This window comes from Kitasatospora sp. NPDC001132, from assembly GCF_053598415.1.
In genome coordinates this window covers 97,436-113,402 of sequence record NZ_JBSFKF010000026.1, presented here as the reverse complement: position 1 = coordinate 113,402, position 15,967 = coordinate 97,436, and the positions used below count along the sequence as shown (strand labels likewise).

The 15,967-nt window shown below is 73.2% G+C and carries 15 protein-coding genes and 1 tRNA gene; 6 read left to right on the top strand and 10 right to left on the bottom strand.

Annotated features, from left to right (window positions below; translation table 11 throughout):
- The 5 genes from kdpB to ACWDBE_RS28715 form a co-directional block, all read right to left on the bottom strand.
- The coding region (kdpB, locus tag ACWDBE_RS28735) for a potassium-transporting ATPase subunit KdpB (RefSeq protein ID WP_449809482.1) at positions 1-1,606 on the bottom strand (1,606 nt) is incomplete at its 3' end.
- Positions 1,606-3,270 carry a potassium-transporting ATPase subunit KdpA gene (gene kdpA, locus ACWDBE_RS28730; RefSeq protein ID WP_449788138.1) on the bottom strand — a complete coding sequence of 555 codons (1,665 nt, stop codon included), beginning with the start codon at positions 3,268-3,270 and terminating at the stop codon, positions 1,606-1,608. The genes kdpA and kdpB, both read right to left, overlap by 1 nt.
- A 1-nt stretch (position 3,271) precedes the next feature.
- Positions 3,272-3,361, bottom strand: coding sequence for a K(+)-transporting ATPase subunit F (gene kdpF / locus ACWDBE_RS28725; RefSeq protein ID WP_045693083.1), 90 nt, complete (start codon positions 3,359-3,361; stop codon positions 3,272-3,274).
- Positions 3,362-3,857: 496 nt separating this feature from the next.
- A complete protein-coding gene (locus tag ACWDBE_RS28720; protein WP_449809481.1) occupies positions 3,858-5,690 on the bottom strand; it encodes an APC family permease in 1,833 nt (610 codons plus the stop codon).
- Positions 5,691-6,070: 380 nt separating this feature from the next.
- A tRNA-Tyr gene (locus ACWDBE_RS28715) sits at positions 6,071-6,151 on the bottom strand.
- 221 nt (positions 6,152-6,372) lie between these two features.
- Here ACWDBE_RS28715 and ACWDBE_RS28710 point away from each other — a divergent pair.
- Positions 6,373-6,861: a YajQ family cyclic di-GMP-binding protein gene (locus ACWDBE_RS28710; RefSeq protein WP_355262984.1), complete on the top strand. Its 489-nt coding sequence runs from the start codon at positions 6,373-6,375 to the stop codon at positions 6,859-6,861.
- Between the two features lie 104 nt (positions 6,862-6,965).
- Here ACWDBE_RS28710 and ACWDBE_RS28705 read toward each other — a convergent pair whose 3' ends face one another.
- Positions 6,966-7,460, bottom strand: a complete 495-nt coding sequence (locus tag ACWDBE_RS28705; RefSeq protein WP_449788136.1) for a hypothetical protein — start codon at positions 7,458-7,460, stop codon at positions 6,966-6,968.
- 619 nt (positions 7,461-8,079) lie between these two features.
- Here ACWDBE_RS28705 and ACWDBE_RS28700 point away from each other — a divergent pair.
- From ACWDBE_RS28700 to mug, 3 genes are all read left to right on the top strand, one after another.
- The gene (locus tag ACWDBE_RS28700) at positions 8,080-9,159 is read left to right on the top strand and encodes a M24 family metallopeptidase (protein ID WP_449788297.1); all 1,080 of its coding nucleotides are present in this window, start codon (positions 8,080-8,082) and stop codon (positions 9,157-9,159) included.
- Between the two features lie 199 nt (positions 9,160-9,358).
- Positions 9,359-10,462: a phosphatase PAP2 family protein gene (locus ACWDBE_RS28695; RefSeq protein WP_449809480.1), complete on the top strand. Its 1,104-nt coding sequence runs from the start codon at positions 9,359-9,361 to the stop codon at positions 10,460-10,462.
- 14 nt (positions 10,463-10,476) lie between these two features.
- Positions 10,477-11,019: a G/U mismatch-specific DNA glycosylase gene (gene mug, locus ACWDBE_RS28690; protein WP_449788296.1), complete on the top strand. Its 543-nt coding sequence runs from the start codon at positions 10,477-10,479 to the stop codon at positions 11,017-11,019.
- Here the strand turns inward: mug and ACWDBE_RS28685 are convergent.
- Positions 10,959-11,987: a LysR family transcriptional regulator gene (locus tag ACWDBE_RS28685; RefSeq protein ID WP_449809479.1), complete on the bottom strand. Its 1,029-nt coding sequence runs from the start codon at positions 11,985-11,987 to the stop codon at positions 10,959-10,961. The genes mug and ACWDBE_RS28685 overlap by 61 nt on opposite strands.
- 146 nt (positions 11,988-12,133) lie before the next feature.
- On the opposite strand from ACWDBE_RS28685, the gene ACWDBE_RS28680 reads away from it, so the two are divergent.
- Both ACWDBE_RS28680 and ACWDBE_RS28675 read left to right on the top strand, forming a co-directional pair.
- Entirely contained in the window at positions 12,134-13,138 is a 1,005-nt protein-coding gene (locus ACWDBE_RS28680; RefSeq protein ID WP_449809478.1) for an NADP-dependent oxidoreductase, read from the top strand.
- 273 nt (positions 13,139-13,411) lie between these two features.
- Positions 13,412-13,558, top strand: a complete 147-nt coding sequence (locus ACWDBE_RS28675; RefSeq protein ID WP_449809477.1) for a hypothetical protein — start codon at positions 13,412-13,414, stop codon at positions 13,556-13,558.
- Here ACWDBE_RS28675 and ACWDBE_RS28670 read toward each other — a convergent pair.
- The 3 genes from ACWDBE_RS28670 to htpX form a co-directional block, all read right to left on the bottom strand.
- The gene (locus tag ACWDBE_RS28670) at positions 13,545-14,501 is read right to left on the bottom strand and encodes a M48 family metalloprotease (RefSeq protein WP_449809476.1); all 957 of its coding nucleotides are present in this window, start codon (positions 14,499-14,501) and stop codon (positions 13,545-13,547) included. The genes ACWDBE_RS28675 and ACWDBE_RS28670 overlap by 14 nt on opposite strands.
- 3 nt (positions 14,502-14,504) lie before the next feature.
- Positions 14,505-14,930 carry a BlaI/MecI/CopY family transcriptional regulator gene (locus ACWDBE_RS28665; RefSeq protein WP_449788130.1) on the bottom strand — a complete coding sequence of 142 codons (426 nt, stop codon included), beginning with the start codon at positions 14,928-14,930 and terminating at the stop codon, positions 14,505-14,507.
- Positions 14,931-15,059: 129 nt separating this feature from the next.
- Positions 15,060-15,923 (bottom strand): zinc metalloprotease HtpX, encoded by an 864-nt coding sequence (htpX, locus tag ACWDBE_RS28660; RefSeq protein ID WP_392867550.1) that lies wholly within the window; start codon positions 15,921-15,923, stop codon positions 15,060-15,062.
- Between the last annotated feature and the right edge of the window lie 44 nt (positions 15,924-15,967).

Below are 15,967 nucleotides of genomic sequence, written 5' to 3'. Positions count from 1 at the left end.
TCGCGACCAGCTTGCCGCCCTCCTGCTCCTTCTTGATCAGGGCCATCTTGTCCTCGGGCGTGGCCTCGGCGAGGAAGTCGTCCACGCCGGCCTCCTCCGCGATCGCCTTGGCGGTCAGCGGGTTGTCGCCCGTGATCATGACGGTCTTGATGCCCATCCGGCGGAGCTCGTCGAAGCGCTCCCGCATGCCCTCCTTGACGACGTCCTTGAGGTGGATGACCCCGAGGACGCGGGCGGGCCCGGCGCCGATCCGCTCGGCGACGACCAGCGGGGTGCCGCCGGCCGCGGATATCCCGTCGACCAGGGTGGAGACCTCGGCGCCGACCGAACCGCCGTTCTCGGTGACCCAGTTGGAGACCGCGCCGGCCGCGCCCTTGCGGACCTGGTGGACTCCTCCGGCCTCGTCGAGGTCCACGCCCGACATCCGGGTCTGGGCGGTGAACGGGACCCACGTGGCGTGCGTCAGCTCGCCCTGGGCGCGGGCCCGCAGACCGTACCCGGTCTTCGCGAGGACCACGATCGAGCGGCCCTCCGGGGTCTCGTCCGCGAGCGAGGAGAGCTGCGCCGCGCCGGCCAGGTCCTCGGTGGACACGCCCGGGGCGGCCAGGAACTCGGCGGCCTGGCGGTTGCCCAGGGTGATGGTGCCGGTCTTGTCGAGCAGCAGCGTGTTGACGTCGCCGGCGGCCTCGACGGCGCGGCCGGACATCGCCAGCACGTTGCGCTGCACCAGGCGGTCCATGCCGGCGATGCCGATCGCGGAGAGCAGCGCGCCGATGGTGGTCGGGATGAGCGCCACGATCAGGGCGACCAGGACGATCATCGTCTGCGGGGCACCCGCGTAGGTGGCCATCGGCTGGAGCGTGACGACCGCGACCAGGAAGACGACGGTCAGCGAGGCCAGCAGGATGTTGAGCGCGATCTCGTTCGGCGTCTTCTGCCGGGCGGCGCCCTCGACCAGGGCGATCATCCGGTCGATGAAGGTCTTGCCGGGCTCGGAGGAGATCCTCACCACGATCCGGTCGGACAGCACCTTGGTGCCGCCGGTGACGGCGCTGCGGTCGCCGCCCGACTCACGGATGACGGGCGCGGACTCACCCGTGATCGCCGACTCGTCGACGCTCGCGACGCCCTCGACCACGTCGCCGTCGCCGGGGATGACCTGGCCGGCCTCGACCACCACGTGGTCGCCGAGCCTCAGCGCGGTGCCGGGCACCTCCTCCTCGGCACCGGTGGCCGGCCAGTCGGTGAGCCGGCGGGCCATGGTGTCGCTCTTGGTCTTGCGCAGCGTGTCGGCCTGCGCCTTGCCGCGGCCCTCGGCCACCGCCTCGGCCAGGTTGGCGAAGACCGTGGTGAGCCACAGCCAGATGGTGATGACCCAGGCGAACACGGACGGGTCGGCGATCGCGGCGACGGTGGTGACCACCGAGCCGACCTCGACCACGAACATCACCGGGTTCTTGATCATCACCCGGGGGTCGAGCTTCTTCACCGCGTCCGGCAGGGACGCGACGATCAGCTTCGGGTCGAGCAGGCCGCTCGCCACTCTGTGCGGCGCGGCGGCCTCCGCCTGGTCGGCCGGTGCGGGGTTGAGCGTGGAGGTGGACATCAGGAGGACAGACCTTCCGCGATCGGCCCGAGAGCCAGGGCCGGGAAGTAGGTGAGGCCGACGACGATCAGGATCACGCCCGACAGCAGGCCCACGAACAGCGGCTTGTGGGTGGGCAGGGTGCCCGGGGTGGCCGGGACCGGCTGCTGCTGGGCGAGCGAACCGGCCAGCGCGAGGACGAAGACGATCGGCAGCAGCCGACCGAAGATCATCGCCAGGCCGAGCGCGGTGTCGTACCAGTCGGTGTTGACGGTGATGCCGCCGAAGGCCGAGCCGTTGTTGTTGGAGGCCGAGGTGAAGGCGTACAGCACCTCGGAGAAGCCGTGGGCGCCCGAGTTGAGCATCCCGGCGCGCTCGCCCGGCAGGGCCATCGCCACGCCCGTACCGACCAGCACGATCGTCGGCGTGGTGAGGATGTACAGCGAGGCGAACTTCATCTCCCGGCCGCCGAGCTTCTTGCCCAGGTACTCGGGGGTGCGGCCGACCATCAGGCCGGCGACGAACACCGCGACGACCGCCAGCACCAGCATGCCGTACAGGCCCGAGCCCACACCGCCGGGCGCGATCTCGCCCAGCATCATGTCGAAGACCGTCAGCCCGCCGCCGAACGGCGTGTACGAGTCGTGGAAGGAGTTCACCGCACCGGTCGAGGTCAGCGTGGTCGAGGCGGCGAACAGCGAGCTGGCGGCGATGCCGAAGCGCTGCTCCTTGCCCTCCATCGCGGCGCCCGCGGCCTGCAGGGCGCTGCCCTGGTGCTGCGCCTCCGCGAAGGTCAGCAGGGCGGTCGAGGCGATCCAGAACAGGCCCATCACGGCGACGATCGCGTAGCCCTGGCGGTCGTCCCCCACCATCCGGCCGAAGGTCCGCGGCAGCGCGAACGGGATCACCAGGATGAGGAAGACCTCGACCAGGTTGGTGAAGCCGGTCGGGTTCTCGAACGGGTGCGCCGAGTTGGCGTTGAAGAAGCCGCCGCCGTTGGTGCCGAGCAGCTTGATGACCTCCTGGGAGGCCACCGGGCCGCCCGGGATCTTCTGGACCCCACCCGCGAGGCCGGTGACCTCGTGGAAGCCGTGGAAGTTCTGGATCACGCCGTTGGCGGCCAGGACCAGGGCGAAGACGATCGAGATCGGCAGCAGCAGCCGCAGGTTGATCCGGGTGAGGTCCACCCAGAAGTTGCCGACCCGGTCCGTCCTGTTCCGGGTGAAGCCCCGGACCAGCGCGGCGACGACGGCGATGCCGACGGCCGCGGAGACGAAGTTCTGCACGGCCAGACCCGCCATCTGCGCCACCTGGCCCATCGCGGACTCGCCCGCGTAGGACTGCCAGTTGGTGTTGGCGACGAACGAGATGGCGGTGTTCCAGGCCTGGTGGCCCTCCATCTGCGGAACGCCCAGGCTCAGCAGCAGATAGCCCTGGAGGCGGATCAGACCGTAGAGGAAGAGGACGGAGACGGCCGAGAAGGCCAGCACCGAGCGGAGGTACACCGGCCACCGCTGATCGGCGTCGCCGTCGACGCCGATCAGCTTGTAGATGCCGCGCTCGACCCTGAGGTGCCTGGCGGAGGTGAGGAGCTTGGCGATGTAGTCGCCGAGGGGGCGGTAGCACAGGGCCAGCGCGCCGACGAGGGCGAGCACCTGCAGCCAGCCCGCGAGAGTGGATCCCATGTCAGAACTTCTCCGGGAAGATCAGCGCCACGACGAGATAGCCGACGAGCGCGACGGCCACGACCAGACCAGCGATGTTCTCGGCACTCATGCGGCCACCTCGCTGCGCTCGCTGGGCGCCTGGCGCAACACGCGCCCTCCGATGGTTCGTTCGCTGCGCTCACTCACAGCTTCTCCACCCCCCGCGCGATCAGGGCGATGACGGCGAACACGGCGACCGTGACACCGACGTAGATGAGATCGGACATGGGCTCCACCAGAGTGGTTCGGGAGATGCCGCGACCTGGGCCGGAGGGGCTCGCGCGGCACCGGCGGAAGACCGGCAGATGCAGCAAACCAGCCGTCAGGGGCGCGCTATGGGGCCCTGACGCCCTCCATACGGGTGATAGCGCGACGTTGACGCGACGTTGACGGGCGCTTCACCGGACCGAGACCGTCGTGATCGGGCCGAGACGTGGCCGGGGCCCGCGCAGCCGGCTCGGGCCGGCTCGGGAGCGGAAAACGGCGGGCCCCGGACGGCAGGCTGCCGTCCGGGGCCGCCCCGCTCCCCGTTCCCCCGTTCCCGGTCCCCCGTCCCCCGTCCCCGGTCACATCCGCATGCGCAGCCGGCAGACCACCGCGTCGGTGTGCCGCCGCAGGGCGCGGTCGATCACGGCGCCGCGCCGGTTCTGGAGCGCCCGCTGCCACCAGCGGGCCGGCTCCACCTCGGGGATCAGCACGGTCAGCCGGTCGTAGACGTGCTCCGCCCCCAGCTCGTTGACGAAGTCCGCGATCGGCCGGCCCAGCCGGCGGTGGACGTCCGGGACCTCCACCAGCGGCACGCCCGGCCGCCACAGCTCCCAGTCCCGGCGCAGTGCCTCCGCGACGGCCGGCTCGTGCACCACGGTCACCGCCATGACCTCGTCGCCGAGCGAGAGCGCCGCCGACAGGCCGTCCCTGGTCAGCCGGGTGATCGCGGTCACCGGGACGACGACCAGACTGCGCTGCCTGGTCACCGGGCCGGGCACCCGGCCCAGCTCCAGCCGCTCGCCGATCCGCCCGTAGCCGCGGTGGACCGCCTCGAACAGCACCACCAGCAGCGGCAGGGCCAGCACGATGCCCCAGGCGCCCTCGGTGAACTTGGTGCCGGTGACGACCAGCGCCGCGACGCCGGTGAGCAGCGCGCCGAAGCCGTTCAGCGCGGCCTTCCACCGCCAGCCGGACGGCCGGTGCAGCAGCCAGTGCCGGACCATGCCGACCTGGCAGACGGTGAAGCCGACGAACACGCCGATCGAGAACAGCGGCACCAGGCTGTTGACGTCCCCGCCGGAGCCGACCAGCAGCGCCGCCGAGACCGCGGCCAGGAACAGCACCCCGTACCGGTACACCTGGCGGTCCGCGCGCAGCGCGAACAGGTGCGGCAGGTGGTTGTCCCGGGCGAGCAGGTCGAGCAGCACCGGCAGCCCGCCGAAGGAGGTGTTGGCGGCGAGCCCGAGCAGCACCACGGTGGCGAACTGGACGACGTAGAAGCCGAACCCGTGGCCGAGTGAGGCGTCGGCGAGCTGGGCGAGCACCGTGACGCCCTCGACCGGCTGGAGGTGGAAGCGGCCGATCAGCACCGCCAGCCCGACCAGCATCACGCCGAGCAGGGCGCCGAGCGCGACCTCGGTGTGCTGCGCGCGCTTGACCCGCGGGGTGCGGAAGGAGGGAACGGCGTTGGCCACCGCCTCCACGCCGGTCAGCGCGGAACAGCCGGCCGCGAAGGCCCTGAGCAGCAGCAGCGCACCGACGGTGGTGGCGTTCTGGGCGAGGGCCGAGGCGTGGCCGGCGGCGGCCGCGGTGCTGACCGGGGCGTCCCGGAACAGGCCGACCACGACGATCGCCAGGATGGAGAGCACGAAGACGGCCGTCGGCGCCATGAACCAGCGCGCCGACTCGGCGATCCCGCGCAGGTTCACCGCGGTGACCAGCGCCAGCACGCCCAGACAGAGCCAGACGCGGTCGTCGTACAGGCTCGGGACGGCCGAGGTGAGCGCGGCGACGCCGGCGGTGACCGAGACCGCGACGTTCAGGACGTAGTCGACGACCAGCGAGGCGGCCGCGGTCAGCGCGGTCCGGCGGCCCAGGTGCGCCTTGGCCACCGCGTAGGAGCCGCCACCGTCCGGGAACGCCGCGATCACCTGCCGGTAGGAGGCGACCAGCACCGCCAGCAGCACCGCGATCGCCGCCGTGACCGGCAGCGTGAAGCCCAGCCCGTACGCCCCGGCGGCGGCCAGCACCAGCACGATCGACTCCGGCCCGTACGCGACCGAGGCCATGGCGTCCAGCGAGAGCGCGGCCAGCCCGCCGAGCGCGCTGAGCCGGTGCCGCTCGTCGCCCGCGCCGGTATCAGGCGGCGCGGGTTCGGCCGTGGCTGCCGGGGTGGCGGTGGCGCTGGACATCGGACGGGACCTCCGCAGTCGGTAGTTGGTCCGATCCTGCGGTCCGCGCGCCCACCGCCCCGGGGCCCGTACGCGTTCCTGACGCCGCCACGAGCGGCCTTGACACGCTCTTGACGGGGCCGTCACTCCGCGTCGGCCCCGTCCGGTGGCTGTTGGCGGGGGTGGGGCGAGCCGTTGTCCCGGCGGTCGCCGGCTGGGAAGACGATCAGCTCTGTCGAAGGACTCCCACCCCCGGGCACCACTCTGCTGCCTGCAACCCGTAATTGCAAGCAATGTGCAATAAGTCCGCCCGCCGCCCCGAGCCCGCCCGAGCCCGCCTCGAACAAGCAGAACGGCCCCCGATCCGCGTTTCCGCAGATCGGGGGCCGTTCTCTATCCTGTGGCTGGTGCAGGGTTCGAACCTGCGTAGCTTGCGCGACAGATTTACAGTCTGCTCCCTTTGGCCGCTCGGGCAACCAGCCAGGATTTTTCGTTCCCCGGGGCGTTCGCCCCGTTCGACTTGGTAAACCATACCCGATGCAGGGGGGTGCTCCGCCACTCGATAGATCACACGATGATCAAGGAGTCTCGGACGCCTGCTACGGGCGGGGCCGGTGTGGCGCTGGATAGGCTGGGCCTGCGGACACCCCGGCAGGGCGGACCCGTGTCAGTGAAGACCAGAGCATCAAGGAGACCTATACCCATGGCCGACTCCAGTTTCGACATCGTCTCGAAGGTCGAGTGGCAGGAGGTCGACAACGCGATCAACCAGACCTCCCGCGAGATCGCGACGCGCTTCGACTTCAAGAACGTGGGCGCCGAGATCAGCCGCTCCGGCGAGAAGATCGAGATGAAGGCGAACGGCGAGGAGCGCGTGCGCGCCGTCCTCGACATCCTCCAGACCAAGTTCGTCAAGCGCGGCCTGTCGCTGAAGGCTCTGGACGCCAACGAGCCCCAGCTCTCCGGCAAGGAGTACAAGATCTTCGCCAACGTCAAGGAGGGCATCACCACGGAGGACGCGAAGAAGGTCGCGAAGATCATCCGTGACGAGGGCCCGAAGGGCGTCAAGGCGCAGGTCCAGGGCGACGAGCTGCGCGTCAGCTCGAAGAGCCGCGACGACCTCCAGGCCGTGCAGGCCCTGCTCAAGGGCAAGGACCTGGACTTCGCGATCCAGTTCGTGAACTACCGCTGACCCTCCGGTCGGCCGGTCCGACGGACGACGGCGCGGCCCCGCTCCCGGGTTCGGGAGCGGGGCCGTTCGCGTGACCGGGGCGGTCCCGGCGGGCCGGGGGCGGGTCAGGCGGTCGGCTCCGCCCAGCCGCCGGTGGTGCGGTGCCGGCCCAGGCCGACCGACTCGAACTCGTCCACCCGGCCCTCCTCGGTGTGCGCGCCGAGCCGTCTGAGGGCGCGGGAGATCGGGGTGCCCTCGGCCGGGGACGCCTCGAACTCGCCGATGGTGAGCGGGCCGAGGGCGACCACGCCGTCCGCCCAGACGGCGGCGCGCTGGGTGCCGCTGCCGCCGAAGTAGTCCGCCTCGACGCAGGCGATCGGGCCGGCCTTCGACCAGGCGGCCAGCCGGAGCTCGAAGCCGTCCGAGTGCCAACCGAACCCGGCCCCACCGGCGCGCTTGCGCGCGGTGCCGTCCCCCTGGAGCGCGGCGAGGACGGCGGGGGTGACGGGGATCAGTGCCAGCCCCTGTGCCAACGGCACCACCCTGGCCGCCGGAACCTCCGCCGACGCCACCGTCATCAGCTCCAATGTTCCAATGAGCGCCTGGAGTTCGTAGGACATGGCGGACATGGTGTCCCACCGCACCGACAGTCGGCCCCGAATTTATGATTCCGTGCCCGGTCGGAGACCGCAGAGCAGACTGCGGGGCCGCATGACGGCTCAGGCCGCCTCTCCGGTCGCGCTGCCGGTCACCCGCTCGGACGCCTGCGGCATGCGGCGGCCGCGACACCCGGATGGACTGGCCCGGTACGGCCTCCACCGGCTCCTCCCCGTCTCCCGTACAGCCGGGTGCTTCCGGCCGGGGCCGTACGCAGGAGGACCGCATGCATTCCACGGACACACCCCCGCCGTACCGGACGACCACGACCATGGCGCTCCGCGGTCTGGCCCGCGCCGCCCTTCTCCGCCTCGCCCCGGCCCTCGTGCTCCTGCCCCCGACCGCCCCCGACCGGGTCGGCGGCGCGCCGCGCCGGGCCCCGGCGCGGCCGCCGGGGCCGCTCCGGCCCGCCGAGGGGCGGCCGGCCCGTCGTCCGGATCGCGCCGGTCCCTCCCCGAGGGCTTCGCCGACTCGGCGCGGAAGTGATGGAGTCGACCCGATGGCGTCTCGCCGAGCCCGTCCGGCCCCCGAGGAGGAACCGCCGTGCCCCGTCCTTTCACCGTCGAGGACCACACCGCCCGCATGGCCCGGGCCACCGCCGAGGCGACCGCCGCCGGGCTGGCCGGCCTGGTCGTCGCCCCCGGCCCGGATCTGGCCTACCTGTGCGGCTACACGCCCACCGCGGTCACCGAGCGGCTGACCGCCCTCGTCCTCGCCGCCGGACGCGAACCCGCCCTGGTGGTCCCCAAGTTGGAACGTCCGGACGCCGAGAAGGCGGTCGGCGCCCCGGCCGTCCGGCTGCTCGACTGGTCCGACGGCGAGGACCCGTTCGCCACCGCGGCCCCGCTGCTCGACCCGGCCGGGCGGTACGGCGTCTCCGACAACACCTGGGCGCTGCACCTGCTCGGCTTCCAGGGCGCGCTGCCCGGCGTCTCCTTCAGCTCGCTCACCGACAGCCTGCCGATGCTGCGGGCCGTCAAGGACGCCGAGGAGGTGGACCGTCTGGCCGCGGCCGGCGGCGCCGCGGACGCCGCCTACCGGGGCATCCTGGAGGTCCCCTTCGCCGGCCGCCGGGAGAACGAGGTGGCCGCCGACCTCGCCGCGCTGCTCATCCGGTACGGGCACAGCCAGGTCGACTTCACCGTGGTCGGCTCCGGCCCGAACGGCGCCGACCCGCACCACGAGGCCGGTGACCGGGTCATCCGTACGGGTGACACCGTGGTGCTGGACTTCGGCGGCCTCAAGGACGGCTACGGCTCCGACACCACCCGGACGGTGCACGTCGGCCCGGACGTCCCGGACGAGGTGCGGAAGGTGCACGAGCTGGTCCGGTCGGCCCAGCAGACCGCCTTCGAGGCGGTCCGCCCAGGGGTGCCGTGCCAGGAGATCGACCGGATCGCCCGCCGGGTGATCACCGAGGGCGGGTACGGTGAGTACTTCATCCACCGCACCGGCCACGGCATCGGCACCACCACGCACGAGCCTCCGTACCTGGTCGAGGGCGAGGAGCGGCCGCTGGTGCCCGGCATGTGCTTCTCGATCGAGCCCGGGATCTACCTGCCCGGCCGGTTCGGGGTGCGGATCGAGGACATCGTCACCGTCACCCCGTCGGGCGGGCGCCGCTTCAACAACACCCCGCACGAGTTGGCCATCGTGGCCTGACCGCCCCCGACCATCTCTGACCATTCCCGACCGTGCCCGACCGGATTTCGGACCGGGCACCCGACCGCCCGTCGAACCACCTGTCGAACCATCTGTCGGACCGCCCGTCGAACCGGGTGTCGACCGGATCGGACGTCCTTACGAACCGGTCATATTTCACCCAGAGACCTCCAAGTTTGGGTTGCTAGTTTCGGTGCGCATGACCAAGACCCTCCCCCCGGCCCCGTACGACGTGCGGGCCGGGCAGCCGCGCCCGGTGCCTCCGCCCCGTCCACGCGTGACGGGCTGGTCGAGACTCCGGTGGCTCGCCTGGCCGCTCTACCTGACGTGCTTCCTCTGGTTCCTGCGCACCGAGGGCATCCCCGCGGCCAACGACGTGCTGTTCCTCTGGCTGATCGCCGCCCTGCTGACCGCCGCCGTGCACAGCGGGCACGGCCCCCGCGGCTTCCTCCTGGTCCTGCGCGACTGGGTCCCGGTCATGGCCGTGGTGTGGACGTACTCGCTGCTGCGCGGCTACGGCGCGCACACCCCGTGGGCCCCGCACTGGCTGCCGCAGCTGCGCTTCGACGAGGTGCTCGGCTTCGGCGAGACCTGGACCGTCCGGCTCCAGCACGCCCTCTACACCTCCGGCTCGCCGCACTGGTACGACTACGCCGCGGTGGCCGTCTACCTCTCGCACTTCTTCGTCGTCTTCCTGCTGCTCGCGGTGCTCTGGCGGCGCGCCCACCACCGCTTCCGGCAGCTGCTCGCCGCCTACCTGGCGCTCACCTTCGCGGGCTTCGCCACCTACCTCCTCTACCCGGCCGACCCGCCGTGGCTGGTCTCCCAGGAGGGCAACCTGCCGCACCTGTCGCGGGTGGTCTGGGAGGTGATCTCGGTGAGCGGGCTGCCGCAGGCCGACTCGCTGCTGGAGAACGGCAGTCAGTTCGCCAACGACGTCGCGGCGATGCCCTCACTGCACTCCGCCTACCCGGCGATGCTGCTGTTCTTCTTCTGGCCCACCGCCAAGCGCTGGCTGCGGGCGGTGCTGGTCGCCTACCCGCTCGCGATGACCTTCACCCTGGTCTACGGCGCGGAGCACTTCATCATCGACGTCTTCGTCGGCTGGGCCTACGCGGCCGTGGTGGTGTTCGGCCTGCGCCGGCTGCACAACCGCCGGGCGGCCACTGCGGCTTCGGCCCCGGCTGCGGCTTCGGTCCCAGCTGTGGCTTCGGCTTCGGCCCCGGATGCGGCTTCGGATCCGACGTCGGCCCCGGCCACGGCGGAGAGCACGGCCAAGGGCAGGGCAGACTTGGCCGGGTGACCCCGAGCGCACCGATGAAACCCACCGCCGAGCAGCTGCTGGCCGCCAAGGACGGCACCATCCCGGACGTCTCCGGGCCCGGGCTGCGGGTGCTGTTCTGCGGCATCAACCCGGGCCTGTGGTCCGGCGCCACCGGGCACCACTTCGCCCGCCCGGGCAACCGCTTCTGGCCCGCCCTGCACCGCTCCGGCTTCACCCCGCGCCAGTACCGCCCGGACGAGCAGCAGGAGTTGCTCGCACTCGGCCTGGGCATCACCAACGTCGCCCCGCGCACCACCGCCAAGGCGGACGAACTGACCGCCGAGGAGCTGCGCGAGGGCGGCGCCGCACTGCGCGAACGGGTGCTGCGGCTGCGCCCGCGCGTCCTCGCCGTGCTCGGCATCGGCGCCTACCGGACGGCCTTCGGGCAGCGCCGGGCCGTGCTCGGGCGGCAGCCGGAGGGCATCGGGGACACCGAGGTGTGGGTGCTGCCGAACCCCAGCGGCCTCAACGCCCACTACACCCTGGACGGGCTGGCCGAGGAGTTCCGCAGGCTCCGCGAGGCCGTCGACGGCTGAACCCCGGACAGCCGAGCCGCGGCGGCCCGAGCCGCTGACGGCTGAGCCGTCGAGGCCTGACCGGCCGGGGGCCGGGCCGCCGACAGCCCTTCCGGCAAGGGCAGTTCGCGCAGCTCGCGGATCAGTGCCCGGACGGCGGCCGTCCCGGCGAGCTCGGGCGTGGTGACGTACCCGACGGAGCGGCTCGGCGGCCGCGGCCCGAGGTCGGTGACGGCGAGGGCGGCCGGAGCGCCCAGCAGGGCGGTCCGGGGCATGATCGCCATGCCGAGGCCCTGGGCGACCAGCGAGAGGGCCACCGTGTCGTCCTCCACGTCCACCGTCGCGGGCGGGATCCAGTCCTGCCGCCGCCACCAGTCCCGGGTGTACGAACCGCAGTTCTCGTCCCAGTCGACCAGCGGGAGCTCGCGCGGCGCCGGGTGGCCCAGCGGGTGCGCGAGCGCGTACGACTCCTCGTACAGCGGCACCGCGACCAGACCGGGGACGGCCGGCGGGCCGCCCGGGTCGAGCGTGGCCAGCCCCAGGTCGGCGCGCCCGTCGGCGACCTCTCCGGCGGTGCCGCGGCCGATCTCCCGGACGATCCGGACACGGGTGCCGAGCCCGGGGTGCCGCTCGGCCAGCCGGGCCAGGACGGACGGCAGCAGATGGGCGGCGGCACTGCGGAAGGCGGCGATCCGCAGCGTGCCGGTCAGCGGCCCGGCCACTCCCGCGCCGCGCACCTCGGGGCCCATCGCGTCCAGCAGCCGCAGGATCCGGCGGGCGTACGCCACCGCCCGCGCGCCGCCCTCGGTGGGGCGTGCGCCATGGCGTCCGCGCTCGAAGAGCACCGTGCCGAGCTTCCGCTCGCAGGCGCGCACGGTGTGCGAGACGGCGGACTGGGTGGTGCCCAGGCGTGCGGCGGCCGCCGTGAAGCTCCGCTCCTCCTCCACGGCGACCAGGGTCCGCAGCTCGTGCGGGGCGAGATCGGTCATGCGCCCGAACCTATCCCGACCGTCCGCGATCCATCGATCCCGCTCATGGATGCCGCCGTTCCATCGGCAGCAGCCTCTGCCCGGCCGCTCCCGCGCTTTCTACGGTGATCACGTCCCGCCATCACCCGCCCCTGGAGCAGCACCCGATGTCCCGTCCCACCGTCCACGCCGTCCACCTGGTGTCCCGCCCCGACGGCGCGCCCACCGCCGCGAACTTCGCCTTCGTCGACGAGACCGTCCCGGCCCTCGCAGCGGGCGAGGCCCTGGTCGAGAACCTCTACCAGTCCGTCGACCCGTACATGCGCGAGGAGATGGAGGAGGGCGGCTGGGAGCTGCACGCCCCGCTGGAGGGACGCACCCTCGGCCGGGTGGTGGAGTCCCGGGCCGACAGCCTGCCGGTCGGGGCGCTGGTCCGGCACCGCCAGGCGTGGCGCACCCACTCGGTGGTCACCGTGGAGCGGGCGAGCCTGCTGCCCGAGCTCGCCGGTGTCCCGCTCAGCGCCCACCTGTCGGTGCTCGGTGGCACCGGCCTGTCCGCCTGGGTGGCGCTTACCAGGATCGCCCGGCTCAGGGCCGGCGAGACGCTCTTCGTCTCGGCGGCCGCCGGCGGCGTCGGTACCGCCGCCGGACAGCTCGCCCGGCTGCTCGGCGCCGGCCGGATCGTCGGCAGCACCGGCTCCGCCGCCAAGGCGGCCCGGCTCGTCGAGCGGCTCGGCTTCGACGCCGCCTTCGACTACCACGACGGCCCGATCGCGGACCGCCTGCGCGAGGCCGCCCCCGAGGGGCTGCACGTCTACCTGGACAACGTCGGCGGCGACCACCTGGAGGCCGCCATCGGCGCCCTGCGCGAGCGCGGCCGGATCGCCTGGTGCGGCGCGGTCGCCCAGTACGACCGCCTCGGGGACCCGCCGGCCGCGCCGCGCAACCTCTTCGACGTGGTCGGGAAGAGCCTGCGGCTGGAGGGCTTCCTGGTCCGTGACCACCTCGACGCCCGGCCGGAGCTCTACGACTTCCTGGTCCCGCACCTGCGCTCGGGCGCCGTCGTCCCGGACGAGACGGTCGTGGACGGCTTCGAGCGGGTAGTGGACGCCTTCCTCGGCATGCTGCGCGGCGCCAACACCGGCAAGATGCTGGTCCGGATCGCCGACTGACCCGGCTCCGGCCCGGCCCGCCGTGCTCACCCCGGCGGCGCTCATCCGGGCAGGACGGCCGGTTCGAGCGCGGCGAGCCGGGCCGGGTCGACCACCACCTCGTAGCGGCCCCCCGGCCGTCGGCGACCGCCAGCCGCAACACCAGCCGCAGCCGCCCACCCTGGGCGATCAGGATGCCGGGCACCCCGTCCACCAGCGCCACCGCGCCGTAGCGGGCCCGGCGGCCGAAGACCGTGGTCTTCCCGGCGACGGTCCCCGCCGGAGAACCTCCACGTGGCCAACGCCGAGCTCACCAGGGCCGCGGACATCCCGGCGCTGAACGCCCTCCGGCCGCTCGCCGCCGAGTCGCCGGCGGCCGCCGAGGCCGCCCTCGACGAGTTGGCCGCGACGCTCCGGCCCCGGCGGACTACAGCGGGGTGACGGCCTTGAGCACCACCAGCAGGGCGATGGCGGCGTTGAGCGCGCACAGCGCCGACGCCGCCGTACCGATCGCCGCGACCATCGCCGCCAGGCCCGCCGGGGTCTTGGCCGGCGGCCAGTTGCGGGAGGTCGGCACCGGGCCGAGCAGGGCGGCGACCCGCCGCGGCACCGGACCGGCCGCGCCGGCCGGGGTGGCGAAGGCCGCGAAGCCGGGCGCCGGGGCGGCGTGCGAGACCAGGGCCGCCCGGGCCACCGCCCGCGCGGTGATCCGGCGGTCCCCGACGGCCTGCGCCGAGTCCTCGTCCGCCCACCGCTCCGCGCTGTACGCCACCGCGTCCTGCAGGGGCCGCAGGAACGGGTTGACGCAGGCGGCGAGCTGGGTGGCCAGCAGGTACCGGTGGTGCCGGTGGCGCAGGTGCGCCCGCTCGTGCGCGAGCAGCGCCTCGCGTTCGTCGGCGGCCAGGCCGTCCAGCATCCCGGTGGAGACCACCACCCGGCCCGGCGAACCGGGCAGCGCGTAGGCGTACGGGCTGCGGTCCGGCAGCACCGCGAGGTCACCGGACCCGCCCGGCCCGGCGGGCAGCCCGCTCAGCGCCCGCCGGGCCCGGGTCCGCACCCGCAGGTGGCGGACGACCGTCCGGGCGCAGGCGAGGCCCACCAGGGCCAGCAGCCACATCGCGGCCGTGCCGACCGTCTCGTGGTACGGCAGCGCGGCCCGCACCTCCGGGTCGGACCAGCTGTCCGGCAGCGGGTTGCCGGGGATCTGCGCGGTGCCCACCACGCCGATCAGGCCGAGGCAGAGCACGCTGCACACCGCCATCACGGCGCTGATCACGGTCATCAACCGGGTCGCGCCGCGCGGGTGCAGGTGCTGCTCGGTCAGACGCGCGATCGGGACCGCGGTGAGCGGCAGGACGAGCGGGAGGAAGACGAAGAGGCCCACGGATCAGCTCTCACGGTCGGGCGCTGCCGGATCGGCGGACGCGGCGTCCAGCAGCGCCCGGAGCAGTTCCTCGTCGTGCGGCAGCAGCGCGCTGACGAAACTGGCCAGGACGGCGTCCCGGTCCGCCTCCCCGTCGAGCATCCGGCGCATCCGCAGCGCGGCCAGCCCGGCGGCGTCCGAGGAGGCCTGCCACAGGTAGGAGCGGCCGGAGCGGGTCCGGGTCACGGCGTTCTTGGCGTGCAGCCGGGACAGGATGGTCATCACCGTGGTGTACGCCAGGTCGCCGTCCAGGCGTTCCTGGACCCATCCCGCGGCCGCCGGGCCGGGCGCCTGCTGGAGCACCGCGAGCACCTGCGCCTCCAGCTCGCCCTGGCCGCGTCGCCGGGTCGGCGCGTCCCCGGTCGTCGGGGCGTGCCTCTGGTCTGCCATGACGGCCCACTCCCTCCGGATGCCGCGCCCGGACCGACGGGCGCGGGTTCATCCTAACGAGCAAGGGGCCGCGCCGACCCGGTCGGAGGCGGGGGTTCGGGGGCGTACGGCGCCCGAGGCGCCCGGGCCCTACCGGCCGTGGCCCGCCATCCGCTCCAGGCGGGCGATGCGCTCGGCCATCGGCGGGTGGGTGGAGAAGAGCTTCGCGCCGGCCTCGCCGGGGCGGAAGGGGCTGGCGATCATCATGTGGCTCGCGGTCTGGAGCTGCGGCTCGGGCGGGAGCGGCAGCTGCCGGGTGCCGGCGTCGAGCTTCCGCAGGGCGCTCGCGAGGGCGAGCGGGTCGCCGGTGATCCGGGCGCCGTCGGCGTCGGCCTGGTACTCGCGGGAGCGGCTGACCGCCAGCTGGATCAGCCCGGCCGCGAGCGGGCCGAGGATCATGATGGCGAGCATCCCGAACAGCCCCGGGCCGTCGTCGTCCTCGCTGCGCCCGAACGGGATCAGCCAGGCGAAGTTCACCAGGAACATCACCACCGAGGCGAGCGCCCCGGCCACCGAGGAGATCAGGATGTCCCGGTTGTAGACGTGGCTGAGCTCGTGCCCGAGCACGCCCCGCAGTTCGCGTTCGTCCAGGATCCGCAGGATGCCCTCGGTGCAGCAGACCGCCGCGTTGCGCGGGTTGCGGCCGGTGGCGAAGGCGTTCGGGGCCGGGGTCGGGGAGATGTAGAGGCGGGGCATCGGCTGGCGGGCCGAGGTGGAGAGTTCACGGACGATCCGGTACAGCCCGGGTGCCTCGAACTCGCTGACCGGCCGGGCGCGCATGGCCCGCAGCGCGAGCTTGTCGCTGTTCCAGTAGGCGTAGGCGTTGGTCCCGAGGGCGACCAGCAGGGCGATCACGAAGCCGGTGCGGCCGAAGAGGCTGCCGATCACCAGGATCAGCGCCGAGAGGCCTCCGAGCAGGACGGCGGTCCTCAGTCCGTTGTGCCTGCTGTGCACGTCAGGCCCTCCAATGGTGCGGTGGGGAAGCCCTTTCTGCCTCG